24 protein-coding genes are annotated in these 23,503 nt (G+C 66.5%); 14 read left to right on the top strand and 10 right to left on the bottom strand.

Annotated elements, in window-relative coordinates; genetic code table 11:
• Positions 1 to 4: 4 nt before the first annotated feature.
• Entirely contained in the window at positions 5 to 859 is an 855-nt protein-coding gene (locus P0D77_RS15200) for a class I SAM-dependent methyltransferase (protein WP_277555816.1), read from the bottom strand.
• A 96-nt stretch (positions 860 to 955) separates the two neighbouring features.
• Here P0D77_RS15200 and P0D77_RS15195 point away from each other — a divergent pair, with 96 nt between their 5' ends.
• Entirely contained in the window at positions 956 to 1,813 is an 858-nt protein-coding gene (locus tag P0D77_RS15195; protein WP_277553961.1) for an isocitrate lyase/PEP mutase family protein, read from the top strand.
• A 56-nt stretch (positions 1,814 to 1,869) separates the two neighbouring features.
• Here the strand turns inward: P0D77_RS15195 and P0D77_RS15190 are convergent, their stop codons facing one another.
• Positions 1,870 to 3,399 carry a carboxypeptidase M32 gene (locus tag P0D77_RS15190; RefSeq protein WP_277553960.1) on the bottom strand — a complete coding sequence of 510 codons (1,530 nt, stop codon included), beginning with the start codon at positions 3,397 to 3,399 and terminating at the stop codon, positions 1,870 to 1,872.
• A gap of 147 nt (positions 3,400 to 3,546) precedes the next feature.
• Between P0D77_RS15190 and P0D77_RS15185 the strand changes: the two genes are divergently transcribed.
• Positions 3,547 to 4,206: a TMEM175 family protein gene (locus P0D77_RS15185; protein ID WP_277553959.1), complete on the top strand. Its 660-nt coding sequence runs from the start codon at positions 3,547 to 3,549 to the stop codon at positions 4,204 to 4,206.
• A gap of 83 nt (positions 4,207 to 4,289) precedes the next feature.
• On the opposite strand, the gene P0D77_RS15180 is transcribed toward P0D77_RS15185, so the two are convergent.
• On the bottom strand, positions 4,290 to 5,414 hold the full coding sequence (locus tag P0D77_RS15180; RefSeq protein ID WP_277553958.1) for a M20 family metallopeptidase: 1,125 nt from the start codon (positions 5,412 to 5,414) through the stop codon (positions 4,290 to 4,292).
• Positions 5,415 to 5,506: 92 nt separating this feature from the next.
• On the opposite strand from P0D77_RS15180, the gene P0D77_RS15175 reads away from it, so the two are divergent.
• Complete coding sequence (locus P0D77_RS15175; RefSeq protein WP_277553957.1) at positions 5,507 to 7,111, top strand: sensor histidine kinase; 1,605 nt, start codon at positions 5,507 to 5,509, stop codon at positions 7,109 to 7,111.
• Between the two features lie 90 nt (positions 7,112 to 7,201).
• Positions 7,202 to 9,085 carry a PINc/VapC family ATPase gene (locus P0D77_RS15170; protein ID WP_277553956.1) on the top strand — a complete coding sequence of 628 codons (1,884 nt, stop codon included), beginning with the start codon at positions 7,202 to 7,204 and terminating at the stop codon, positions 9,083 to 9,085.
• A 54-nt stretch (positions 9,086 to 9,139) separates the two neighbouring features.
• Here the strand turns inward: P0D77_RS15170 and P0D77_RS15165 are convergent, their stop codons facing one another.
• Positions 9,140 to 10,420 (bottom strand): RNA-guided endonuclease InsQ/TnpB family protein, encoded by a 1,281-nt coding sequence (locus tag P0D77_RS15165; protein ID WP_277553955.1) that lies wholly within the window; start codon positions 10,418 to 10,420, stop codon positions 9,140 to 9,142.
• A 334-nt stretch (positions 10,421 to 10,754) separates the two neighbouring features.
• On the bottom strand, positions 10,755 to 11,033 hold the full coding sequence (locus P0D77_RS15160) for a winged helix-turn-helix domain-containing protein (protein ID WP_277553954.1): 279 nt from the start codon (positions 11,031 to 11,033) through the stop codon (positions 10,755 to 10,757).
• 117 nt (positions 11,034 to 11,150) lie between these two features.
• Between P0D77_RS15160 and P0D77_RS15155 the strand changes: the two genes are divergently transcribed.
• Both P0D77_RS15155 and P0D77_RS15150 read left to right on the top strand, forming a co-directional pair.
• A complete protein-coding gene (locus tag P0D77_RS15155; RefSeq protein WP_277553953.1) occupies positions 11,151 to 11,462 on the top strand; it encodes an EMC6-like membrane protein in 312 nt (103 codons plus the stop codon).
• A 2-nt stretch (positions 11,463 to 11,464) separates the two neighbouring features.
• Positions 11,465 to 13,294: a ribosome biogenesis/translation initiation ATPase RLI gene (locus P0D77_RS15150; protein WP_277553952.1), complete on the top strand. Its 1,830-nt coding sequence runs from the start codon at positions 11,465 to 11,467 to the stop codon at positions 13,292 to 13,294.
• Positions 13,295 to 13,309: 15 nt separating this feature from the next.
• Here P0D77_RS15150 and P0D77_RS15145 read toward each other — a convergent pair whose 3' ends face one another.
• Positions 13,310 to 13,765, bottom strand: coding sequence for a ferritin-like domain-containing protein (locus P0D77_RS15145; RefSeq protein WP_277553951.1), 456 nt, complete (start codon positions 13,763 to 13,765; stop codon positions 13,310 to 13,312).
• 104 nt (positions 13,766 to 13,869) lie between these two features.
• Complete coding sequence (locus P0D77_RS15140) at positions 13,870 to 14,391, bottom strand: archaemetzincin family Zn-dependent metalloprotease (protein ID WP_277553950.1); 522 nt, start codon at positions 14,389 to 14,391, stop codon at positions 13,870 to 13,872.
• 41 nt (positions 14,392 to 14,432) lie between these two features.
• On the opposite strand from P0D77_RS15140, the gene P0D77_RS15135 reads away from it, so the two are divergent.
• The 6 genes from P0D77_RS15135 (at position 14,433) to P0D77_RS15110 (ending at position 18,507) form a co-directional block, all read left to right on the top strand.
• Complete coding sequence (locus tag P0D77_RS15135; RefSeq protein ID WP_277553949.1) at positions 14,433 to 14,864, top strand: UPF0146 family protein; 432 nt, start codon at positions 14,433 to 14,435, stop codon at positions 14,862 to 14,864.
• A 39-nt stretch (positions 14,865 to 14,903) separates the two neighbouring features.
• The gene (locus P0D77_RS15130) at positions 14,904 to 15,770 is read left to right on the top strand and encodes a TIGR01548 family HAD-type hydrolase (protein WP_277553948.1); all 867 of its coding nucleotides are present in this window, start codon (positions 14,904 to 14,906) and stop codon (positions 15,768 to 15,770) included.
• 7 nt (positions 15,771 to 15,777) lie between these two features.
• A complete protein-coding gene (locus P0D77_RS15125; protein WP_277553947.1) occupies positions 15,778 to 16,038 on the top strand; it encodes a DUF7534 family protein in 261 nt (86 codons plus the stop codon).
• A gap of 91 nt (positions 16,039 to 16,129) precedes the next feature.
• Positions 16,130 to 16,798, top strand: coding sequence for an NADPH-dependent F420 reductase (gene npdG, locus P0D77_RS15120; protein WP_277553945.1), 669 nt, complete (start codon positions 16,130 to 16,132; stop codon positions 16,796 to 16,798).
• A 63-nt stretch (positions 16,799 to 16,861) separates the two neighbouring features.
• Positions 16,862 to 17,857: an ATP-grasp domain-containing protein gene (locus P0D77_RS15115; RefSeq protein WP_277553944.1), complete on the top strand. Its 996-nt coding sequence runs from the start codon at positions 16,862 to 16,864 to the stop codon at positions 17,855 to 17,857.
• Between the two features lie 77 nt (positions 17,858 to 17,934).
• On the top strand, positions 17,935 to 18,507 hold the full coding sequence (locus P0D77_RS15110; protein WP_277553942.1) for a DoxX family protein: 573 nt from the start codon (positions 17,935 to 17,937) through the stop codon (positions 18,505 to 18,507).
• A gap of 38 nt (positions 18,508 to 18,545) precedes the next feature.
• Here the strand turns inward: P0D77_RS15110 and P0D77_RS15105 are convergent, their stop codons facing one another.
• The 3 genes from P0D77_RS15105 to P0D77_RS15095 form a co-directional block, all read right to left on the bottom strand.
• Positions 18,546 to 19,556 carry an NADP-dependent oxidoreductase gene (locus tag P0D77_RS15105; RefSeq protein ID WP_277553941.1) on the bottom strand — a complete coding sequence of 337 codons (1,011 nt, stop codon included), beginning with the start codon at positions 19,554 to 19,556 and terminating at the stop codon, positions 18,546 to 18,548.
• Positions 19,557 to 19,657: 101 nt separating this feature from the next.
• Positions 19,658 to 20,002, bottom strand: a complete 345-nt coding sequence (locus tag P0D77_RS15100; protein WP_277553940.1) for a hypothetical protein — start codon at positions 20,000 to 20,002, stop codon at positions 19,658 to 19,660.
• Positions 20,003 to 20,088: 86 nt separating this feature from the next.
• Positions 20,089 to 21,759, bottom strand: a complete 1,671-nt coding sequence (locus P0D77_RS15095; RefSeq protein WP_277553939.1) for an NADH-quinone oxidoreductase subunit D — start codon at positions 21,757 to 21,759, stop codon at positions 20,089 to 20,091.
• Between the two features lie 137 nt (positions 21,760 to 21,896).
• Here P0D77_RS15095 and P0D77_RS15090 point away from each other — a divergent pair, with 137 nt between their 5' ends.
• Both P0D77_RS15090 and ubaA read left to right on the top strand, forming a co-directional pair.
• A complete protein-coding gene (locus P0D77_RS15090; RefSeq protein WP_277553938.1) occupies positions 21,897 to 22,559 on the top strand; it encodes a helix-turn-helix domain-containing protein in 663 nt (220 codons plus the stop codon).
• A 92-nt stretch (positions 22,560 to 22,651) separates the two neighbouring features.
• Positions 22,652 to 23,467 carry an SAMP-activating enzyme E1 gene (ubaA, locus tag P0D77_RS15085; protein WP_277553937.1) on the top strand — a complete coding sequence of 272 codons (816 nt, stop codon included), beginning with the start codon at positions 22,652 to 22,654 and terminating at the stop codon, positions 23,465 to 23,467.
• The last annotated feature ends 36 nt before the right edge of the window (positions 23,468 to 23,503 follow it).

Raw genomic sequence — 23,503 nt, 5'->3', positions numbered from 1 at the left:
CCCGTCAGACCTCGCCCACGGTCACGTCGAACGGCACCGTCTCGACGCGGACGTACTCGCCGTCTTGTGCCTGTTTCGCCGCAGTTCGTCCCATCTCGCGCCACTCGCGTCTGAGCGCGTCGTAGCCGTCGGCGGCGGCGCTCCCATCGTCGTCGCCGTCGCTCGCGAGCGCACGCCGGAGTTCCGTCTCGTGGTCTGCGAGCCCCGCGCCGCTTGCCTTCCGCGCGACGTCCGTGAGATCCGCTTCAGAGTACGGTGGGTCGATACGCTTCTCGTGGCGGTAGCGGCGCGCCGTGACGTCCGACAGGCCCGCCGCGCGGAACTGCTCGCGCACGCGGTCGCCCATCGCCACGTCCGTCTCGACGCCCGCGATGTACGCCGCGCGGACCCGTCGTTCCAGTCCGGCCTCGCTGTCGACGCTCGAAGTCACCTCTACGTCGGCGTTGTCGGGTTCGACCGCGGCGACCAACTCCGAGGAGACGCGGGCGAACTCTCGAACGGCCGCGGCAGGGTCGGGGAGGTTGATCAACAGCGCCTGACAGACGACCAGATCGAAGGCGTCGTCTGGGAACGGGAGGCGGGTGGCGTCACCCGCGCAGTAGTCGATGTCGCGGTCGGCGTCCCCGTTCGACGCGGTGGACTCGTCGTGCGCGGTCGCGAGCAGATCGCGGTCGGCGTCGACGCCGACCACTCGCGCGTCGGGGGCCTCCTCCGCGAGGACCCGCGTGAGTTCGCCCGTCCCACAGCCGACGTCGAGGATGCGGGTGCGCGAGTCCAGTTCGAGTGGCTGGAGCGCCTCTCGCGACTCCCACATCCCGCGGCGCGTGCGTTCGAGGTAGTCGGCGGTGAAGCGGCGCATCCGTGTGGTCGTCGTCACCTCGGACGGCGAACGGCAAGAGCGGATCGGGTCTCCGGCGGGGCGACGTTCATCACCCTCGCGCTCAAAGGTCAGAGAATGGACCACGAGACACAGCGCAAGCGAGCCGAGACGTTCCGTGCGCTCCACGACGACGCGGGCGGACCGCTCGTTCTCCCGAACGCGTGGGACGCGGGCAGTGCGGTCGTCCTCGCGAACGCGGGGTTCGACGCACTGGGGACGACGAGCGCAGGAATCGCCGCCGCCCACGGCGTCCCCGACGGGGAACGCCTCTCCCGGGAGACGATGCTCGCGGCCGTCCGACGCATCGCGAACGCTGTCGACGTGCCGGTGACCGCCGACATCGAGGCGGGCTACGGGGACACGCCCGAAGCCGTCGCGGAGACGGTGCGAGCGACCATCGACGCCGGGGCCGTCGGCGTCAACCTCGAAGACGGCACCGGCGACCCCGACGCACCGCTCGCGCCCATCGAGGACCACGCGGCCGTCGTCCGCGCCGCACGCGAGGCCGCACGCGAGACGGGCGTGCCCATCGTCGTCAACGGGCGACCCGACGTGTTCTGGCTCGGCGTCGGCGACGAGGCCGACCGCCTCGACCACGCGGTGGAGCGAGCCACTGCGTACGCCGACGCCGGGAGCGACTGCGTATTCGTCCCCGGCGTGACCGACTTGGAGACGATTCGGGCGCTCGTCGACCGGATCGACGCGCCGCTCAACGTCCTCGGCGGTCCGGGCGCACCGCCGATCCCCGACCTCGCGGACGCGGGCGCCGCGCGGGTGAGCGTCGGGTCCGGACCGATGCGCGCGACGCTCGGGTTACTTCGCGAGATTGCGACGGAACTCCGCGACGAGGGGACATACGACGCGATGACGGGTGCGATTCCGTACGACGAACTGGCGACGATGCTGGCGGCGGCGAACAATAACTCGTCGTAACGGGCAGTCAGGCGGTCGAACGGTCAAAGTCCGAGTCAGGCGTCGTCGCGACCGTCTTACACCGATTCTTCGAGATCGTACAGGTCGCCGTACTTCGACTGCACGTAGTTGACGAAGTAGTCGGCGGTGAAGTCCTCGCCGGTCGCCTCGCGGACCAACTCGTTCGTCTCGTAGCGGCTTCCGTGCTGGTGGATGTTCTCGCGGAGCCACGCTTGGAGCGCCTCGAACTCGCCCTCGCGGACCTTCCCGTAGATGTTCTTGATGTCGTCTTCGGCGGCGTTGAACAACTGGCTCGCCATCACAGAGCCGAGCGAGTACGTCGGGAAGTAGCCGAAGTTGCCGTGACTCCAGTGGATGTCCTGCAGACAGCCCGTCGTGTCCGTCTCGGGGCGGATGCCGAGGTACTCCTCGTACTTGTCGTTCCACACCTCGGGGACGTCCTCGACGTCGAGGTCGCCCGAGATGAGCGCCTTCTCGATCTCGAAGCGGATGACGATGTGGAGGTGGTAGGTGAGTTCGTCCGCCTCGACGCGGATGAGGTTGTCCTCGTACACCTGGTTGGCCGACTCGAACGCCTCGCGAGCACTCGCCTCGGTGTCGAAGCGCTCCACGAACTTCGGCGTCACCAGATCCCAGAACGCCTGCGATCGGCCGACGTGGTTCTCCCAGAGACGCGACTGGCTCTCGTGGACCGACAGGTCACGCGACTCGCCCAGCGGCGTGCCGAAGTGCTCCTCGGGCAGGCCGAGGTTGTAGAAGGCGTGACCGAACTCGTGGACGGTCGCCATCAGGCCACCGAGTGGGTCGGACTCGTCGTACCGGGTGGTGACGCGGCAGTCGTACACGTTGCCGGAGGTGAACGGGTGCGTCGAGGGGTCGAGGCGACCGCGGTCCCAATCGTACCCCAGCGTCGTGAGCACGTCACGCGAGAGGTCCTCCTGCTCCTCCTCGGGGAATTCGTCGTCGAAGGCGTCGGTCGTCACGTCGGCATCGCTCGCGCGAATCTCGTCGATCATCGGCACGAGCGTCTCCTTCAGCGTCTCGAGGATCTCCTCGGCCTGCTCCAGCGGGAGACACGGCTCGTAGTCCTCGAACAGCACCTCGTAGGCGTCGCGGTCGGGGTCGATGTGCTCGGCGTACTGCCGCTTCAGGTCGACCAGTTTCTCCAGGTACGGCGCGAACTGCTCGAAGTCGTCTTCTGCTCTCGCTTGCTCCCACGCGCCCAGCGCCTCCGTCGAAGTCTCGGAAATCTCCTCGACGAGGTCGGTCGGCACCGACGCGGCACGCTCGTACTCGCGGCGGGCCTCCCGGACGAGTGCCTCCTGTTCGTCGTCCAAGTCGAGGTCCTCACAGGCGTCGAGGAGGTCGGCCGTCTCCTCGTCGGTGAGCATCTCGTGGCTCACAGACGAGAGGACGGATAGTTGCTTCGAGCGGGCGGGCGTGCCGCCCTCGGGCATCATCACCTGCTGGTCCCAGCCGAGGACGCCCGCCGCGCCCTGCACGCCGTTGATCCGTTCGAACCGCTCGACGAGGTCGTCGTAGGCGTCGGCCGTCTCGCTGGCCTCCGCGCTCGCGTCAGTCGCCATTGTCGGGAGGAACCGCCGACGGTCCTTCAAACGTGCGTTCGGCGAACCGGGTGTCAACACACGACATTCGCCCGATCGGTACGCTGTCTCGATACGGTGGTAGCTGGGCGATCAACAATCTTGTGGCTCGGTGACGTTTTACGACCGATGGTCTACCGGGGTACTCGAGAGTCGGAGGAAACGGACCGGATGCTCGCGTTGAGTGACGGCGTCATCGCGATCGCGATCACGTTGCTGGTGCTCGAGATAACCGTGCCGGAGATTCCAGCGGGAAGCCCGCTCTCGGTACTTCCCAGTCTCATCTTCGAACAGTGGCACGAGTTCTTCGGCTTCGTGCTGAGTTTCCTCGTCATCGGGTCGTACTGGGTGAATCACCGACGTATCTTCGTTCACATCGAGCGACACGACAGGGGGATCCTGTGGCTCAACCTCCTGTTCCTGTTGATGGTGGCGTTCATCCCGTTCGCGTCCAGCGTCTTCGCAACGTATCCAGACCAGTTCGGCATTATGTTCTTGTCCGGGACGCTCGCGCTCACGGGATTCACGCTCGCGCTCCTCTGGTCGTACGCGTCGCGGCGTGAACTCGTCGAGGAAGGACTCTCCTCTCGGGTCGTGGAGATCCAAGCGGCACGGTTCCTCGCGTCTCCAGCCGTGTTCGTCCTCTCGATACTCGTCGCAGCGTTCGACCCTGGGTTGGGGATTCTGACGTGGCTCCTCTTGGTTCCGATCAACGCCGTGTTGCAGTCTCGACTGGTCGAGAACCTCGAAGGGGAGGCCAGTCAGTCCCGGGTCCGTACCTCGAAGTGAACTCTGGAGGGTAGTGCGGTCGCTCGCGCTTGCTCCACACGCGTCCCTCTCGCTCGCGACGGGTACCGACCGGGAGCGAGCGGTTACGCGAACGTACTCGCCCGCGCTGCCACTTCACGGTAGACGCGGTAACAGCGGTCGAGCACCTCGTAGGAGACGCTCTCGGTGTCGGTGTGGGCCTCGCCCGACTCGGCGGCGCCGCAGATGACGCAGGCCGTCCCCGCGTCCGCCAGCCACCCCGCGTCCGTCGCGTGCGGCTTCACGACGTGTTCGGGCGTCCCAGACTGAGTGTCGCGGGCGGCCGCCAACACCACGTCGGCGAAGTCGTCGTCGGAACACGCCATCGGTGGGAGGTCCTGGTCGACGCGCCACTCCACGCCCTCGACGTCCTCGACACGCTCCAACGGCGCACGCTCGCCGGGCACGGTCCGCTCGTCGATAGTCACTTCACAGCCGTCGGGGACGACGTTCCACGCGGTGCCGCCCTCGATGCCGGTGACGGCGACGCTCCCACGGACAGACTCGCCCATCACTGTCGTCTCGGGGAACGCCATCTCGCGGACGACGTCGACGGCGTCGCAGGCGCGGTACACCGCGTTGACACCTTCCTCGGGGATGCTCGCGTGCGTGCTCTGTCCAGTCGCGAGGAGCGTGCTCGCGCGACGACCCTTGTGTGCGACGACGACGTCGGTGACGCCCTCGCCGGAGTAGTTCGTCGACCCCTCACCGACGACGGCGAACTCCGGGGCGAAGCCGTCGGCGATGGCCGCTCGCGCACCGGTTCCGCCCTCCTCCTCCCCGACGAACGAGACGAAGCACAGTTCACAGCCGTCCGGGTCGGCGTCGCGGAACGCACACATCGCGGCGGCGACGGCGCCTTTCATGTCCGCGCTCCCGCGGCCGTACAGCCGACCGTCGCGCTCTTCGAGGACGTACGACACCTCGCCGTCGTCGCCGGTCGCTATCTGCGGGTCGCCCGGCGGGACGACGTCGTGGTGGCCGACGAGTGCCAGCGTCGGCGCGTCGGCGTCGCCTTTCCGGGCGAACACGTTGCCGTGGTCGTCACGCTCGACGCGACCGTCCGTCTCCGCGCGAAGCCACGCCTCGATGGCGTCGCCGGCGGCCGTCTCGTCCTCGTGGCTCGGGATGGCGACGAGGTCACGCGTCAGTTCCCGCAGGCCCGGTGTCTGATCCGCCGTGGTTGTCATACGGTCCGTGCAGACGCCGACGGAGATAATTCCAGCGTCGTGACGGGCGGGCGTACATATCGGTTTATCTCAACCGGCGCGTACGTTCTGTGATGAGTGACCGGACGGTCTCTCCGAGTAGCATCACAGACCTCCGGGAGTCGCTGCTGTACGTCCTCGCGGACGCCGAGACGTTCGACGCCGCGGTCGAACGAACGCTCGCAGCCGTCTGTCGCGCCGGCGAGTGGGAGTACGGGGAATCGTGGCTCCCGGCGGTGAGCGACGGCGACGACGACCCCGCTGACCACCTCGTTCTCGGACACACGTGGGCGGCCCCCGGCTACGAGGCGTTCGCCGAGACCACGGCGTCGCAGACGTTCGGGCCGGGCGAGGGACTGATCGGGCGGGTGTGGTCGGGCGGTGGCACCGAGTGGATCGCCGACCTGAGCGCCGACGACGCTGGATTCACACGTGCCCGGGCGGCCGCAGAAAGCGACCTCGTGTCGGGTGTCGCCATCCGACTCCCCGAGGGCGCGCCGGACGACCCGGCGGTCGAACCGATTGCGGTGCTGGCGTTCCTCACGGCGACGCCGCGCGAGGAGGACTTCGCGTTCGCCCGTGCGGCCGCGGACATCGTCGCCGGGACGGGCCGACTGTTCAGTCGCCGTCGACGTGACGACGCGATCAGCGACGACCGTCGGCTACTCGATACCGTCCTCGACGTGACGCCACATCCGATCGTGCTCTTCGACGACGACGGTGAGATCCAACGGTTCAACGCCGCCGCGGAGACGGCGGTCGGCATCGACGCGGCGACGGCACGAGAGCGTGGTCGCCTCGACGAGTGGTGGGACATCACCACCCCCGACGGGAACCCGATCCCCAAACGAGAGCGACCCGTCTCGCTCGCGTTACGCACGGGTGAAACCGCCGACCGTCGGCTTGCGCTCACGCTCCCGTCGGGCGACAGACGCACGCTCGACCTCCGGGCGTCACCGGTCCTGACCGACGACGGCGACGTGACGCGCGTCGTCGCCGCGTTCGACGACGTGACTGACCGACTGGCGTACCAGACAGAACTGGAGGCGCGAAACGCCGAACTCGACCGCTTCGCGTCCGTCATCAGCCACGACCTGCGCAATCCGCTGGCGGTGATCGAGGGGTACGTCGACCTAGCGATAGAGACGGGAGATACCACTCATTTAGACCGCGTCAAGAACGCGGTCGACCGCGTGAACGGGTTAGTGGACTCGTTGCTCGTCCTCGCGCGACACGGTCAGACGGTCGGTGACCTCGAGGCGGTGCCCGTGGACGAGGCGGTCAGCGACGCTTGGCAGAGCGTCGGCGGCGAGGACGCGACGCTCGTAGTCGACGAAGACCTCCCGGTCGTCGAGGCCGACCCGGTTCGTCTCGGCCAACTCTTGGAGAACCTCCTCACAAACGCGCTCACGCACGCAGGCGAGGACGTGACAGTCTCTATCGAATCACTCGCCGACGGTAGTGGGTTCGCCGTCGGCGACGACGGACCGGGGATCGATCCGGCGGAGCGAGACCGCATCTTCGATCCGGGGGTCCAGTCGGGCGGCGACGGTCTCGGCCTCGGCCTCGCGCTGGTACGATCGATCGCGGAGGCACACGACTGGCGCGTCCACGTCGAGGACGGACCCGATGGGGGGGCACGGTTCGTCGTCGAGGTCGACAACGCAGACAGCGAGTGACTCCCGGATTTTCAGACGAGCGCACGCAGAGATAACCGTGCGGCGGGTGGATGCAAGCAGCCTTAAACGGCTCCCGACCCCACGGCCGATATGAACGTCGTGCCGGATACGAGCGCGGTCATCGACGGCCGCGTGTCGGAGCGGATCGCAGACGGCGACTACCAGGGGGCGACTATCTACGTCCCCGAGGCGGTCGTCGGCGAACTGGAGGCGCAAGCGAACGCCGGTCGCGACACCGGGTGGGACGGCATCGCCGAACTCCAACGGATCGCCGAACTCGCCGACGAGGGCGCGATCACGGCGGAGTTCGTCGGCCGTCGTCCGACCGTCGCCGAACAGGAGGGGGCTGGCGAGGGTGACATCGACGCGCTGATCCGTGACCTCGCGGTCGAACACGATGCCGTCCTCCTCACGTCCGACTTCGTGCAGGCTGAAGCCGGGAAGGCGACCGGACTGGACGTCGCGTACGTCGAGGCAGTCCCGCGCGGCGTCACCGACGACGACGGCCTCGACATCGAGCGGTTCTTCACCGACGACACGATGTCCGTCCACCTCAAGACGGGCACGCATCCGAAGGCGAAACGCGGGGACATCACCGACCTCCGCTACGTCCGCATCGACGAGGTCGACGGGCCGACCGACGACACGCAGATGCGCGAGTGGGCCGATGAAATCGAAGCGACCGCTCGTGCGTCGAATCAGGGATTCATCGAACTGTCGGAGCCAGGGATGACCATCGTCCAGTACCGTAACTACCGGATCGCGGTGGCTCGCCCGCCGTTCTCGGACGCCATCGAGATTACGGCGGTCCGCCCGGTCGCGAAGACGACGCTCGACGACTACGAGTTCGCCGACGAACTGCGCGACCGCTTCACCGAACGCCAGCGGGGCGTCCTCATCGCTGGCGCGCCCGGCGCCGGGAAGTCGACGTTCGCACAGGCGGTCGCAGAGTTCCTCAACGACAACGACTACGCGGTGAAGACGATGGAGAAGCCGCGCGACCTGCAGGTGTCCGACGAGATCACGCAGTACACCGCTCTGGGCGGTGATATGGCGAACACGGCCGACTCGCTGCTGCTCGTCCGGCCGGACTACACCATCTACGACGAGGTGCGCAAGACCCACGACTTCGAGGTGTTCGCGGACATGCGTCTCGCGGGCGTCGGGATGGTCGGCGTCACGCACGCGACGCGGGCCATCGACGCCCTCCAGCGACTTGTCGGCCGGGTCGAACTCGGGATGATCCCGCAAGTCGTCGACACGGTCGTGTTCATCGAGGCCGGCGCGGTCGACACCGTCTACGACGTGACGACGCAGGTGAAGGTGCCCGAGGGCCTCACCGCCGAGGACCTCTCGCGACCCGTCATCCAGGTCGTCGACTTCGAGACCGGAACGCCCGAGTACGAGATCTACACGTTCAACAACCAGGTCGTCACGGTTCCCCTCGACGGGGCCGACGGCGGCCACAGCGAGACGGGCGTCGGGCGCATCGCCAAACAGGAGATAGAACGCGAGATCCGATCTGTCGCCCGCGGCCACGTCGACGTGGAACTGCAGGGGCAAAACGACGCCGTCGTCTACGTCGAGGAAGACGACATCAGCTACGTCATCGGGAAAGGTGGGGGCCGGATCACCGACATCGAGAACCGCCTCGGAATCGACATCGACGTGCGCACCCACGCCGACCGCCCCGGCGGTCGCGGCGGTGCCGGTGCGCCCGCTGGCGACGCGAACGCAGGGTCGCCGAAGCCGCAGGGAACGGTCGTCCAACCGGAGATCACCAGTCGACACGTCGTCATCCGGATGGACGAACACGTCGGTGAGACAGTCGAGGTCCGCGCGGACGACGAGTACCTGTTCACCGCGACAGTCGGTCGCGGCGGCGACATTCAAGTCTCACGCGGGAGCGCCATCGCTGAGGAACTCGAAGACGCGATCGACCGGAAGCAGACCATCACCGTCGTCCAGGCTTGACATCCTCCCCGCCCTGAAGGGCGAGGGTTCCGACCGCGTTTGGGAGATTGTGGTTTACGACGTAGCCTGTTCTCGCGGTGCGAAGCAGCCGCTCTCTGAATCGAACAAGTACGTCGATGGCTGTGCCAACCAGCCGTTACTCCTATATCCCCCATCACAGGCGAGACTCGGAGATACTTTTTGTCGAATGTTCTCAGCACCGTTCACGTCCGCGTTCGCCACCGTCTCACACTTATCGCAGACGTACAGCCCACGTTCAACACGGTTCGCTTTACGCTTGCGACCACAGCACGAACACGACTTCGATGTATCGCGTTCGGATACTTGTTCGACCGTGATGCCTTCCATTTCGGCCTTGTATTCGAGGAGGTCGGTGAAGCGGTCGAACGCCCACGAATGCAGGTCAAGATTCCCGTGCTTGCCCCAGTTCTTCGACTCGCCGTCCTCCTCATCATCACGGATACCGGAGAGGTCGCCAATCACAATCGTTCCAACACCCCCGTCAACACATCGCTGGACGATGTGCTTCGAGAGCGTGTGGAAGTAGTGGGTGCGACGCGCCGACTTCTTCTGGTTCAACCGTGTCGCTTGGTCGGAGTCTGTGTCGTCACAATGAGCAATCCGCTTGCTGAAGTAGTAGTCATCCTGCTTCAAGCAGTTGAGCGGATACAGCTCGCTGTGGCCGTCTTCGTAGGCGAGTGCGGCGAAGTTGTTGATACCGAGGTCAACTCCCACTGTCTTCTCACCGGGTGATTCAGCAACCTCGATTTCAACGTTGCACACGAAGTGTAGTTCCCACTGGTCACCCGTCCAGACAGCTCTGACTTGTTGGATGCTCTCCACGGTGGAGAGGTCAACATCGGGACGGGTCTGGTACTCGCACAGGATGAAGTCCGACCAGTAGTCTTTGAGGTTCGAGCCTTTCGAGAGTCGGACTCTGTTGTATTTGATGTCGAGTTTGAAGCCCTTGTTCTTGAACGTGACCGTGCTTCGTGGGTGGTCGTCGCCGTGTTTACGGTACTTCGGTGGGTTTGCTCGTGAATCTCCGTTGCGTCGTTTGCCGTACCAGCCGTTGAACGCCTCAGCGAGTTCTTGCAGGACTCGCTGACTTGACTGTGAGTGCAGGTCAGCGTAGCGTTCGTGCGACTTCAGGTACGTGGTGAGTTCGTTGTGACCGGGAATGTGGCCTATCTCAGACCACACGCGGTCGCAGACCCACCGTCCGACGTTCCAGAGTTTTGAGGCTGAGAACCCGAGCGAATTGAGGTCGTCAAACACCTGTTGCTGATTCCGAATGGAAGCAGTGTAGGTACGGGTAACGACCTGATTCGCCATACGTAACCTGTGTCGGGATAGTTACTTGAAGGCACGGATGACGCAGTATGAAATATCCTGCTAGCCATCGGACGTGGTTCGTGGAGAGGTATGTCGGATTCATCCCCGCCCTTCAGGGCGGGGCTTTCTCCTTGACTCTCCGTAAGCACGCCTCGTCGTCCACGGCCGGGGCTGACACTGGGACCACACACGCCGTCCGATCCCGGTGTTTCGCGCGACGGCGTGCGACTCTCGTCAGCGCACGGCGTCGGTGGTGCCGTATCGGATATGAACGTTCGGCAGCGCCGCTGTGGGTGGTGTTCGGTAAACCCCGCTGTGGATCCAGGTGTGAGCGCTACTCTGCGCAGCAGGCTTCTTGACCGCCGTCGGCCTCGGCTGTCTGCGCGGCGTTGAGTTGATACAGATTCTGTCGAGCGTCGGCGAAGTAGACGTCCTCGTCGACGATGCCGATGTTTTCGAGGCGTTCGAGCGCGTAGCGGACGGTCCGCGCGGAGAGCATCGACTCTTCGACGATCCCCTTCTGTGTCAACGAGCCGTTGTATTCGAGCACTTTGAACACGAGTTTCGCGCTTGGCGGGAGGTCGTCGAGGGATTCCTCGTCGGATCCGGTCATCACTTCGAATCGAAACACCACTCTATGATAAATGTTCACGGAAGACGCTGGCGCGTTTCGGACGGGTGACACCAGCCAAGCGAACCCCTTTTGTCGTCGGCTGGCGCACCAACGCGTATGGCTACGGAAACTGCCTCGGGACTCTCAGACCACCTGCGCGGGGTGACCGTCACCACCGTCTCGTGTCTGGCGGGGATCGCCGCGGCGCTCGTTTCCGCGACCGTCTTCGGCGTCAGCGCGGACGCAGCGGCGGGTCGGCTGACCCTCTTGGTGGTCGCGGCGGCGGTGTTCGTGCAGATTCCCCTGCTGAAACTCCTCGGGGTGGCGGTCGAGGACTTCGGCATCAAGGACAACCTCTACGTGGCGTTCATGACCTTCACGCTCTGGTACATCTCCTACGGCGTCATCCTCTCGGCGAACGTGGCGTAACGATGGCGGACGACAGCATCGCGGTCGTCGACCTCGACCGATGTTCACCCGACCGGTGTAACTACGAGTGTGCGAACTTCTGCCCGCCGAACCGCACCGGGAAAGACTGCATCGTCGAACGTGGCGACCACTACGCGGAGGACGAACCGTACGACGGCGGCCCCGACCAGGTGTGGATCTCCGAAGAGATCTGTCTGGGCGAGACGTGTGGCATCTGTGTCGAGAAGTGCCCGTTCGACGCCATCGAGATCATCAACCTCCCGTCGGAACTGGAGAACGCCCCCGTCCACCGCTACGGCGACAACGCCTTCGCGCTGTACGGGCTTCCAGTGCCCGAACCCGGGAACGTCACCGGTATCCTCGGTCCCAACGGGATCGGGAAGTCGACGGCGGTGAAGATGCTCTCGGGCGAACTCGTCCCCAACCTCGGTAACCACTCCTCCGAAGCCAACTGGGACGCCGTCCTCGACCGGTTCAAGGGGACGGAACTCCAGAACTACGTCGAGCGCGTCATCGAGGGCGAAGTCGACGTCGCACGCAAGCCGCAGTACGTCGACCAGATCCCCAAGCAGTTCGACGGGAACACCCGCGAGTTGCTCGAACGGACCGACGAGCGTGGCGTTCTCGACTCGCTCGTGGAGCGTCTCTCGATCGGCCCGGTGATGGACCAAGACATCGACTCCATCTCCGGCGGGGAACTCCAGCGTGTCGCGCTGGCGGCGACGCTCGCGCGCGACGCCGACTTCTACTTCCTCGACGAAATCACGCCGTATCTGGACATCGGCCAGCGGATGACCGCCGCGCGACTCATCCGCGAACTCGCCGACGACGGCGAGCGCTCGATGATGGTCGTCGAACACGACCTCGCCATCTTGGACCTGTTGGCGGACACGCTCCACGTCACCTACGGTGAACCGGGAGCGTACGGTGTCGTCACCGATCCCAAGTCCACCCGCAACGGCATCAACGAGTACCTGAAAGGGTACCTCAACAACGAGAATATGCGGATTCGGCCGAACGACATCACGTTCGACGAACACGCGCCCCGCGAGATTACGCGGTCGCAAGTGCTGTTCGAGTACCCGGATATGGAGAAGTCCTACGGCGAGGGCGAGTTCTCGCTGTCCGTCGAGGGCGGCGCGGTCCACGAGTCCGAGGTGCTGGGCATCGTCGGTCCCAACGGGATCGGGAAGTCGACGATGGCACAACTGTTCGCGGGCCAGTTGGAACCCGACGAGGGTGAACTGGACTTCGAACTCGACATCGCGTACAAGCCGCAGTACATCGAGATCGACCAGCCGATGCGCGTCGACGCGTTCCTCTCGTCGATCACCGAGGACTTCGGCTCCTCGTACTGGGACACCGAGGTCGCGCGTCCGCTCCAACTCAACCGGATTATGGAGCAGAACCTCACCGACCTCTCCGGCGGGGAGCGTCAGCGCGTCGCCATCGCGGCGTGTCTCTCGAAAGACGCCGATCTGTACCTGCTGGACGAGCCGTCCGCGCACCTCGACGTTGAACAGCGGGTGCAGGCGACGACTGCTATCCGCCGCTACGCCGAGAACCACGACGCGACGGTGATGGTCATCGACCACGACATCTACATGATCGACCTGCTGTCGGACCGTCTCATGGTGTTCGACGGCGAACCCGCCGTCGCGGGGCACGCCTCGAAGCCGCAGTCGATGCGCTCGGGGATGAACGAGTTCCTCGGCGACCTGGACATCACGTTCCGCCGCGACGAGCGGACGGGTCGCCCCCGCATCAACAAGCCCGGCTCGCAGTTAGACCGCGAGCAGAAGCGCGAGGGCGAGTACTACTACTCCGGCTGAGTCGCTCCAGCGGCCTCAGTCGCGCTTGTACTCTTTCTTGAAGCCGCGGAACTCCGTGCGGTGGGCCTCCTCGTCGGAGAGGAGGGTGACCGCCAGGTCCTCGGTTACGGGGTCGTCGGCCTCCTTCGCGGCGTTGATGATCGCGCGGTACGTCTCGATAGCGCCCTCCTCGGCGTCGATGACGCCCTCGATGACCGACAGCACGTCCGTCGAGTCTTCCGGCGGCTGGAGCGAGTGCTGGTTCGCGGTGAACTCGGCAGACCCCGGCGGACGGGCGTCGAGTTGCTTCAGGCGGTTGCCGAGCATCTCTGCGTGGCCGAGTTCCTCCTGGATGTCGGTCTGGAGGCTCTCTTTGATCTCTTCGGCGCGAACGCCGTCGAGGACGATGGCGTTCGTCTGGTAGTTCATCACCGTCTCCATCTCGTCGGCGTACGCCTTCCGGAGGAGTTCGACGACACGGTCGTTGGACATATCGTTTCTATGTCATCGCTCCGGAGGCATATACCTGTCCGCCGGCGTGTGATCGTGTGTCGCGGCCGAGCAGCGGGAAAAAACGAGGTCGTCGTCCGGGTCGACTACAGGTACTCGCGAGCGCAGGTGCCGCAGAGGTGTTCCTCTTTCACGTCTACCTCGCGGACGGTCGGCGAGAACGACATCACGCACTTGCTGTTGTCGCAGTGTTCGAGACCGAGCGTGTGACCGATCTCGTGGACGATCTCTTTGCGGACGCGGTCGGAGAACACTTCCGTGGAGGGCTTCGTGGAGACGCCGCCGTCGGAGGAGGTCTGGAGTCGGTACGTCGAGACGACCGACCCATTTCCGTTGAGGTACGCGAGGCCGAACACGTAGTTTCGACGCCGGTAGTACAGGTCCTGCGGGGTGATCCCGATGTTCTTCTCACCGGAGCCGACTCGCGAGACGAGTTCGATGAACTGCTCGGCCCGGTATTGGTTGCGGCTGCGGTCGTACGCGCCCTCGGGGATCGACTGCTCGTCGTGAACCGTCACGTCGCAGTCGTACACCGAGCGGAGTCCCGCCGACGCCTCCCGCTTCACCTGCGCGGAGACGTCCCCGATGGGCACGATGTCGACAAGCATACCCAACTTTATGCCGGGTGCCAACATAAGTTCCTCGCCCCGTGTCAGACGCTCGTCGGTCCGCAGTCGCTCGAACGTTGGCCAATTTTCGCCGTCTCTGCGAGGTTGGAATCGGTCGTCGCTCGGCGGTCGCCGCCACCCTCGCGGACGGCGGTGCCAGCGTGACCGCAACCGACGTGCACGACCACGCGGTCCCCGACGGCGTCACGTTCGTTCGCGACGATATCGTCACCGCCGCCGACCGTTCCGACCCCGGCGACCACTATCGCGTCGACTGCGTGTACGCGTTGAACGTCCCGCCGGAGTTACACCGACCGCTCCTCTGGGTGGCGACTCGCGTCGACGCGGCCTGTGCGTTCACCACGCTCGGCGGCGACCCGCCCGCCGTCGACGCGACGCCGCTGGCACTCGCGGACGGCGAAACGCTGTACGTCGCTCGCGACCCCGACGGCACGCTCTCCTCGCGGCGGTGAGTCGGAACGCCCATACGCCGTCCGGTCACTCCGTCCGGTATGCGAGTCGATACAGTCGTGTTGGACGTCGACGGCGTCCTCGTCGACGTGGCGGATTCGTACCGTCGGGCGGTCGTCGAGAGCGTCGAGCGTCGCCACGGCACGACGCTCCCCCGCGCGGACCTGCAGGCGTTCAAGAACGCCGGCGGCTTCAACAACGACTGGGAACTGTCCGACGCCGTCGCGTTGTACGTCCTCGCGAGCGACCGCGGCCTCGACGCCGACGTGGCGGCGTTCACCGACGCCATTGCCGCCAACGGGACTGGTCTGGACGGCGCTCGCGCGACCATCCGCGACTCTCTCGGCGAGGAGACGGCCAGCGAGGTCGAAGCCGAGTGGGACCCCGACGCGCTCCGTGAGACGTTCCAGGCGCTGTACCTCGGCGCAGACCTGTACCGCGACATCGAGGGTGGCGAACCGCCGTTCGAGGCACCCGGCTTCATCCACGACGAACCCGTCATCTTGGAAGAGCAGACTATCGAGGCGCTCACCGACCGCTACCCAGTGTGTGTCCTGACTGGTCGCCCGGCCGCCGAGGCCGACATCGCACTCGACCGCGTCGGCCTCGACGTGGCCGACGACCACCGATTCACGATGGACGACTGGGACGAGGGGAAACCCCACCCGAACGCGCTGGTGACGCTCGCAGAGCGAACGGACGCCGAGACGGTCGCGTTCGTCGGGGATACCCTCGACGACGTGCGTACTGCCGTCAACGCCGACGCCGTGGACGACGACCGCGCGTACTACGGCGTCGGCGTCCTCTCGGGCGGCCTCACCGGTGACGACGGTCGTGCCGCGTTCGCGAGCGTCGGCGCGAGCGCCGTCGTCGACGACGTGAACGACCTGCCCGACCTGCTGGAGTGAGTCGGTGATGAGCGACGACCCCAACGCGGACGACGTGAGCGAATCGAGCGACCCGGGCGACGCGCCCTCGGCCACCGACGCACGCCGCGACCGAATCGCCCACGTCGTGCAGTTCCTCTCGTTCGTCGCGCTGTTGGACCTGTTCGCGCTCGCGTTCGCAACGCAGTTCGTCCCGCCGGACCGTCTGACGCTGGCGGTGACGGTCGGGCCGATGCTGGTCGTCTCGCCCGTCCTCGCGTACTGGTTCGTGTACGTCCGCGGGCGGTGACAACACAGGCGGCCACGAGGTCGTCCACGCCGACGGTGGCAGAGGCGTCCGGTCACACAACGCTTACCGCCGGGCCGTCCTATCCGCCTGTATGCGAATCGCACTTTTGGGCGGCACCGGCGACATCGGCGAGGGACTCGCCGTGCGCTGGGGCCGTGACACCGACCACGAACTGCTCGTCGGCTCTCGCGACCCCGAGAAGGCTCGGACGGCCGCAGACGACTACGTCGAGACGGTCGCCAACGCCGGCGGCGACGCCACGATCAAGGGCTTCGACAACGCGATGGCAACAGACCGTGCCGACGTCGTCGTCCTCGCGGTGCCGCCGTACCACGTCGCCGACACCGTCGACGCCGTCGCCGACAACCTCGACACGGACGACGTCGTCGTCACGCCCGCCGCGGGGATGAAACGCGACGACGACGGCTTCCACTACCACCCGCCGAGCGCCGGGAGCGTCACGGCGCTCGTGCGCGACGCCGTCCCCGAGGAGGTACCCGTCGTCGGCGCGTTCCACAACCTCGCCGCGGGCCGCCTCGCCGACCTCTCGCAGGACCTGGGCATCGACACGCTCGTCGTCGCGGACGACGACGACGCGGCCGCCACGGTGTCGCGACTCGCCGAGGAAATCGAGGGACTACGAGCGCTCGACGCCGGCGGCCTCTCGAACGCCGCCGAGGTGGAGTCGGTCACGCCGCTCCTGATCAACGTCGCGTCGAACAACGACGACCTCCACGACTTGGGCGTCCGCTTCGAGTAAGGCGCCTCGGTCGAGTCTGCCGACCACCACGACCCTTTTGCTGGAGAGTCACGATCCGCCGGTATGAGCCGACGCATCGCGATCGTCACGGGAACCGACTTCCCCGACCTCACCGCTGGCGGCCGCGCCTTGGCGGACGCCCTCCGCGACCGGGGTCACGAGGTCGTCCCCGCCATCTGGTCGGCCGAGGAGGTCGACTGGCGTCGATTCGACTGCGCGGTCGTCCGGTCGTGTTTCGGCTACTACCGCGACCCGGCGGCGTTTCGCGAGTGGCTGACGACCGTCGAGGACACGGGCGTGACCGTGTGTAATCCACCGGAGGTGATCCGGTGGAACGTCCACAAGTCGTATCTCACCGACCTCGCGGCCCGCGGCGTCACCACCGTCGAGACGGAGGTGGTCGTCCCCGACGAGGACCGTGAGTTGGCGTCGATCATCGAGGAACGCGGGTGGTCGGAGGCGGTGGTGAAACCCGCCGTCGGGACGAGCGCCGCCGGCGTCTGGCGGACCACACCCGAGACGGCGGCCGCCGACCAGGAGCGCTTCGAGCGTCGGTTCCCGGCGGCCCGTCGCGTCGGCGGCGGCACCGACGATGCGGAAGGGGGCGACGAGGGTGGCGGGGATGCCGGGCGTCTCCCCGACACTGGGACGCTCGTCCAGGAGTACCGGCCGGAAGTCGCGGACGGCGAACGATCGCTGGTGTTCGTCGCCGGGTCGTTCGCACACGCGTGGAACAGCCTCCGCGCCCCCGACGCTCTCGGCGTCGAGGCCTCGCCCGAGACGGTGCGCGTCGGCGACGGGTACGATCCGTCTGTGGCAGTTCGCGAGGACGCTCGCGCGGCACTCGACGCGGCCGCCGACGCAGTCGGAATCGACCGGACGGACCTCGCGTACGCCCGCGTCGACGGCGTCCCGATCCGGGAGGGGGGCGACCCTGCCGGCTTGCGCGTGATGGAACTGGAACTGATCGAGCCGACGCTGCACCTCCACGCGGAACCGGCCTCGACGGCGGCGCTCGCGGGCGTCGTCGACGACTGCCTCGCGGGAGACAAAAGATAAACTAAGTGACGGGTCCCGGCAGATGAGTGTCGGCCATCAGATTCATTATACGTTTTCGTGTCCTCCCGACCGTTGAGATGTCGACAAGAAACACGCTCCAGGCAGAACTGTTCGGACGAAACGTCGAATTCGGCTACTCCGAGACGTGGGTCGGGTACTCCCTGTTCATCTTACGCGTGGTGATGGGGTGGACCCTGTTCCAGGGTGGCATCACGAAACTCGTGACGTACCTCGACTCCGACCCCTCGAACAACTGGACGGCGGCGGGCTTCCTCGCGAACGCCATCCCACCGGGCAACCCCTTCACCGACCTGTTCGCGTCGATGGCAGGCAGTCCGCTCATCGATATGCTGAACATGTGGGGGCTGACGCTCACGGGGCTGGCTCTCATCCTCGGGGCGTTCGTCCGATGGAGCGCCTTCTGGGGCGCGGTGATGATGCTGTTCTACTGGGCGGCGTCGCTGACGGGCGGTCTCCTGCAGGGGCTTCCAGTCGCACACGGGTGGGTCGTCGACGACCACCTCGTGTACGCCGCCCTGTTGTTCGGTCTCGGCGCGTTTGGCGCAGGTCGCATCCTCGGCGTCGACGCGTACTTGGAGAAGATGGAGTTCGTTCAGCAGAACCGCTGGCTGTCGTACGTGCTCGGGTAACGAGCGCGTGAGCGGGGTCCGGACCGCCTGCTGCGGCGTTACGCGTCCGACTCCGCGACTTTCACCACTTGCTTCCCGATGTTCTCACCCTCGAACAGGCCAAGGAACGCCTCCGGCGCGTGTTCGAGTCCGTCAGTCACCGTCTCGCGGTACTGGAGGTCGCCGCCGGCGACGAGGCCAGCGAGGTGTTCGGTCGCTTCGCGGAAGCGCGGGGCGAAGTCCTGCACGAGCAGTCCCTCGACGCTTGCACGCGTCTCGATGAGTTTCGCCAGTTTGCGCGGCCCGGTCGGGAGTTCCTCGTCGTTGTAGAGGGCAATCTGCCCGCAGACGGCGACCCGAGCGTCGACGTTGAGGCGGCCCCACACGGCGTCGGTGACGGGACCGCCGACGTTGTCGAAGTACACGTCGACGCCGTCTGCGACCTCGTCGAGACGTGCGCCAACGTCCTCGGTCTTGTAGTTGATGCCGGCAGTGAAGCCCAGTTCTTCGGTCAGCCACTCCACCTTCTCGTCGGAGCCAGCGATGCCGACGACGTTCGCGCCCTGCAGTTCGCCGAGTTGGCCGACGACAGAGCCGACCGCCCCCGCCGCGCCGGAGACGACCATCCAGTCGTCGGCCTTCGGTTGTGCGACCTCACGAGTGCCGAAGTAGCCGGTGCGGCCGGGCATTCCCAGCACGCCCAGCGCCGTCGAGACGGGCAGACCGCCGGTGTCGACGGGCGTCAGCGAATCACCGCTCGCGGTCGCGTACTCGGCCCACGGGAGGTTGCCGACGACGGTCTGCCCCTCCGAGAGGCCCGCGCCGTTCGAGTCGACGACTTCCGCGACGACGCCGCCGCGGAGGGGGTCGCCCACCTCCCACGCGTCGGCGTACGACTCGCCGGCGCGCATCCGGTCGCGCATGTACGGGTCGACCGAGAGGTACAGCGTCCGCACCAGCGCCTCACCGGGCCCGGGGTCAGGTGTGTCGACCTCGCGGAGGTCGAACGTGTCGTGGTCCGGGACGCCTTCGGGTCGCTTCGCGAGATGGAACCGTCGGTTGGATGGCACGCATCGTGCGTCACTCGCCCGACGCCTAACGCTTCGGAAACCCGAAGCGACGGGCCAGTCGTTGTCGACGGTGGCGACGACCGACTGCTGTCGCTCGCTCGTTACAGGTGGAACACGTACTCGACGGCGTCGTCTGCATCGTAGACGCGGAGGGCCGTTCCGTCGGCGGCGACTTCGACGGCGTCGACGCCGTCGCGGGCGAACTCGTGACGGGGCATCGACCCCGAGACGGTTCCCTCCCGAGTCACGACGAAACGGGCGGTGCCGTCGTCGACGACGATCTCGTCGGCCGTGTCGGTCGCCGCCGAGTCGATGTCGCGAACGCGGTCGCGAAGTGTATCCCACTCCTCGAGCGAGAACCGCTCGAACTCGTCTTGCTCGGGCGCGGAGGCGGGTGATTCACTCGCTGTACCGCCGTCGTCGTGGTCGTCAGCGGTGTTCGGCACGCCCGATGATCGACGCTCCCGACGGGAAAATGCGATGGCGGATCGGTCAGGTCACACCGCCGGTCGGACGGGGTCGTGCCAGTTCGTCACCGATCGACCTCACCCATAATCGTGTCGAGGCTCCCGAGCGTCGCGATGAGGTCGGGTACGTGCTCGCCTTCGGCCATCTCGGGGAGCGCCTGCAGGTTCGCGAACGACGGCCCGCGGATCTTGAACCGCGCCGGTTCGTCGGTCCCGTCGGCCCGCACGTAGATGCCGAGTTCGCCCTTCGCGGCCTCGACGGCGGTGTACACCTCGGTGTCGTCGTCGGGCTTGAGCGTTCGCGGGACGTTGGCCTGGATGGTGCGGTCCTCCTCGGGCCAGTCTTCGAGGAGGTCGACGCACTGCTCGACGATCCGCGCAGATTCCTCCATCTCGCGAAGTCGAACCTGCAGTCGTGCGAAGTTGTCGCCGGCCGCTTCCGTGACGACGTCCCAGTCGAGTTCGTCGTAGTAGCCGTACGGGTCGTCGCGGCGCAGGTCGTAGTCGATGCCGGAGCCACGAGCGACCGGGCCCGTCGCGCCGTACGACTTCGCGACTTCCGGTGGGAGGTGACCGGTGTCGACGGTACGCAACTGCAGGATCTCGTTGTCCGTCAGGAGGTCGTGAAACTCCGCGAGGCGACGGGGGAGGCCGTCGAGGAAGTCGCGGGTCTTCTCGAAGAACTCCTCGCGGGGTTCGGGGAGGTCCCACGCGACGCCGCCGAGGCGGAAGTAGTTGAACATCAGCCGCTGGCCCGTCAGGTCTTCGAGGATGTTCTGTACCTTCTCTCGCTCGGTGATCGCGTACATGAACACGACGGTGAAGTCGCCCACGACGTCGAGTGCGTACGCACCGACCGCGAGCAGGTGCGAGAGGATCCGCGACAGTTCGGCGCTCATTGTCCGCACGACCTGTGCGTACTCGGGCACAGCGATGTCCGCGAGCGTCTCCGCGACGCGGGCGTACGCCCACTCGTTGAGCAGGCCGCCGCCGGCCCAGTCCCAGCGGTCGGGGTACGGCATAATCTGGTGACGGTAGGTGCCGTTTTGACACATCTGCTCCTCACAGCGGTGGATGTAGCCGATGTCCGGGTCCACGTCGACGACCTGTTCGCCGTCGAGTGTCGCCTGCAGGTGCATCACGCCGTGGGTCGCGGGGTGGTGCGGTCCGATGTTGAGCATCATCGTGTCGGTTCCTCCCTCGGCGCGACCGTCCGCCTCCAGCGGGTTCGCGTTCTCGTCGTACCTGACGATCTGCGGTCGGTTTCGGTCGTAGTCGAGCGACAGCGGGTGGCCCTGCCACGTCTCGGGCAGGAGGATGCGACGCAGGTCTGGGTGGTCGTCGTACTCGATGCCGACCAGATCGTACGCCTCTCGCTCGTGCCAGTCGGCGGTGTGGAAGACGGGTTCTCCAGACTCGCTTCGGGGGGCTTCCTTGTCTGCGGGCACGACGACCGACACCTCCTGAGTGGGATCGTCGTACTGCTTCAGGTGGTAGATGGACTCGTAGCGGTCCTCGTACTCTTGGGCCGTGACACACGAGAGGTGGTCGAAGCCGGCCTCCGTCTTCAGTGTGGAGAGGACGTCTTGGACCGCGTCCGGGCGGATCACGAATCCTGGCGCGTTGAGGTGCGTCTCGCGGCCGATCACGTGGTCGCCGAGGAGGTCGCCGAGAGCGTCGGGGGCTACTGTCGCGTCGTCGCTGTCGAGTCGGTCCGCGGGCGTCTGTGTACTCATAGGTGTGCAGGGCCGACGGCGGCCGCGGAGGACCGCGAGCGGCGCGTCGGGCGTGCGTGTGATCGTTCCGGGGGTAGCTGGTCGTTATCCCGCATATCTGGGACCATTTATGACAACGGCTCGTGAATTACTTCGGCGTGAAAACGATCGCCCTTCGACTCGATCCCGACGAGGCGTCGCGGCATCCGATGCACGCGTTCGTGGCCGACCATCCCGAGTTCGGGCCGACGCGACTGCTCCAGTGGAACCCGCGGATCGGCGAGCGGAACGTCCTGCTGTTCCACATCGACGGCCCGCCAGAGCCGTTCCTCCCCGTACTCGACGGCGTCGACACGGCCGAGGTCGTCGAGCCGTCCGCCGAGTCGGCCGTCGACGGCTTCTACCTATACGTCCGCGAGCGGCTCACCGAGCGCGACCGCGGACTCGTCGAGGCGTTCGCCGACGAAAACGTCGTCGTGGTCCCCCCGGTCGTCTACGACACCGACGGGACGATGCGGTTCTCGGTCGTCGGAACGGGCGACGCCCTCGGCAGCGCGGTCGACCGGACGCCCGACGGCGTCGACGTGTCGATCCGGCGGGTCCGGAGCGGTGCCGGCACAGCCGTCGACCCGAGCGCGGGCCTCACGGAGCGTCAGCGAGACGTCGTCGCCGCCGCAGTCGACGCCGGCTACTACGCCGAGCCACGCGAGGCGACGGTAGCCGACGTGGGCGACCGCGTCGGTTGTGCCCCGAGCACGGCGGCCGAACACCTCCGGCGGGCGGAGGCGACGCTCGTTCGGACCGTGCTCGGTGATCGATAGTCGGAGACACCGCCACAGCCGATCATCTACGGGCGGTCGGCCACCCAGGTGTCGGCAGGGCGCTTATTTCCTCCCGGGAACGACAGACGAGTATGACGGGACTCTCGCTCGACGCCACCCAACTCGACCGCTACTCGCGTCACATCATCCTCGACGAGGTCGGCCCCGCGGGCCAACAGGCCCTACTGGAGGGGTCGGCGCTCGTCGTCGGCGCTGGCGGTCTCGGGTCGCCTGCCATCCAGTATCTCGCGGCGGCGGGCGTGGGCCGACTGGGCGTCGCCGACGACGACGTGGTGGAGCGGTCGAACCTCCAGCGACAAATCATCCACGCCGACGCCGACGTGGGCAAGCCGAAGGCGCAGTCGGCCGCCGAGTACGTCCACCGGCTGAACCCCGACGTCGACGTGGACGTTCACGAGACGCGCGTCGACACGGACAACGCCGAGACGCTCATCGACGACTACGACGTGGTGGTCGACGCCTCCGACAACTTCGGGACTCGCTATCTCGTCAACGACGTGGCGCGACTGACGGAGACGCCCGTCGCACACGGATCTATCTACAAGTTCGAGGGACAAGCGACGACGTTGGTACCCGGGGGCCCGTGCTACCGCTGTCTGTTCCCCGAGGCGCCCGAACCCGGTGAAGTGCCCGACTGCGCGACGACGGGCGTGCTCGGTGTCCTCCCCGGAACGGTCGGCTGTGTACAGGCGACCGAGGCGGTGAAACTCCTCCTTGACGCGGGCGAGGTGCTGGAGGGACGACTCCTGTTTTACGACGCGATGGACATGACCTTCGAGACGGTGCCGTACCGTCCCAACCCCGACTGTCCGGTGTGTGGCGACGATCCGATCGACTCCATCGAGGGCATCGACTACACCGCCGGGTGTGGTATCTCCGCCGACTAATCGTCGTTCAGCGGCTGACCGGCCGCCGACTGCCTC

The sequence above is a fragment of the Halobaculum limi genome, assembly GCF_029490015.1.
GTDB lineage: Archaea > Halobacteriota > Halobacteria > Halobacteriales > Haloferacaceae > Halobaculum > Halobaculum limi.
The sequence above is the reverse complement of the archived record's forward strand: the minus strand, read 5'-3'. Positions and strand labels throughout refer to the sequence as shown.

What these genes read in the sequence shown, in the direction of transcription:
- P0D77_RS15130 (WP_277553948.1), top strand. Translation starts at nt 14,904, where the DNA reads ATGCGAGTCGATACAGTCGTGTTGGACGTCGACGGCGTCCTCGTCGAC.
- P0D77_RS15155 (WP_277553953.1), top strand. Translation starts at nt 11,151, where the DNA reads ATGGCTACGGAAACTGCCTCGGGACTCTCAGACCACCTGCGCGGGGTG.
- npdG (WP_277553945.1), top strand. Translation starts at nt 16,130, where the DNA reads ATGCGAATCGCACTTTTGGGCGGCACCGGCGACATCGGCGAGGGACTC.
- P0D77_RS15125 (WP_277553947.1), top strand. Translation starts at nt 15,778, where the DNA reads ATGAGCGACGACCCCAACGCGGACGACGTGAGCGAATCGAGCGACCCG.
- P0D77_RS15195 (WP_277553961.1), top strand. Translation starts at nt 956, where the DNA reads ATGGACCACGAGACACAGCGCAAGCGAGCCGAGACGTTCCGTGCGCTC.
- P0D77_RS15150 (WP_277553952.1), top strand. Translation starts at nt 11,465, where the DNA reads ATGGCGGACGACAGCATCGCGGTCGTCGACCTCGACCGATGTTCACCC.
- P0D77_RS15185 (WP_277553959.1), top strand. Translation starts at nt 3,547, where the DNA reads ATGGTCTACCGGGGTACTCGAGAGTCGGAGGAAACGGACCGGATGCTC.
- ubaA (WP_277553937.1), top strand. Translation starts at nt 22,652, where the DNA reads ATGACGGGACTCTCGCTCGACGCCACCCAACTCGACCGCTACTCGCGT.
- P0D77_RS15170 (WP_277553956.1), top strand. Translation starts at nt 7,202, where the DNA reads ATGAACGTCGTGCCGGATACGAGCGCGGTCATCGACGGCCGCGTGTCG.
- P0D77_RS15145 (WP_277553951.1), bottom strand. Translation starts at nt 13,765, where the DNA reads ATGTCCAACGACCGTGTCGTCGAACTCCTCCGGAAGGCGTACGCCGAC.
- P0D77_RS15115 (WP_277553944.1), top strand. Translation starts at nt 16,862, where the DNA reads ATGAGCCGACGCATCGCGATCGTCACGGGAACCGACTTCCCCGACCTC.
- P0D77_RS15160 (WP_277553954.1), bottom strand. Translation starts at nt 11,033, where the DNA reads ATGACCGGATCCGACGAGGAATCCCTCGACGACCTCCCGCCAAGCGCG.
- P0D77_RS15110 (WP_277553942.1), top strand. Translation starts at nt 17,935, where the DNA reads ATGTCGACAAGAAACACGCTCCAGGCAGAACTGTTCGGACGAAACGTC.
- P0D77_RS15190 (WP_277553960.1), bottom strand. Translation starts at nt 3,399, where the DNA reads ATGGCGACTGACGCGAGCGCGGAGGCCAGCGAGACGGCCGACGCCTAC.
- P0D77_RS15180 (WP_277553958.1), bottom strand. Translation starts at nt 5,414, where the DNA reads ATGACAACCACGGCGGATCAGACACCGGGCCTGCGGGAACTGACGCGT.
- P0D77_RS15140 (WP_277553950.1), bottom strand. Translation starts at nt 14,391, where the DNA reads ATGCTTGTCGACATCGTGCCCATCGGGGACGTCTCCGCGCAGGTGAAG.
- P0D77_RS15200 (WP_277555816.1), bottom strand. Translation starts at nt 859, where the DNA reads ATGCGCCGCTTCACCGCCGACTACCTCGAACGCACGCGCCGCGGGATG.
- P0D77_RS15165 (WP_277553955.1), bottom strand. Translation starts at nt 10,420, where the DNA reads ATGGCGAATCAGGTCGTTACCCGTACCTACACTGCTTCCATTCGGAAT.
- P0D77_RS15095 (WP_277553939.1), bottom strand. Translation starts at nt 21,759, where the DNA reads ATGAGTACACAGACGCCCGCGGACCGACTCGACAGCGACGACGCGACA.
- P0D77_RS15175 (WP_277553957.1), top strand. Translation starts at nt 5,507, where the DNA reads ATGAGTGACCGGACGGTCTCTCCGAGTAGCATCACAGACCTCCGGGAG.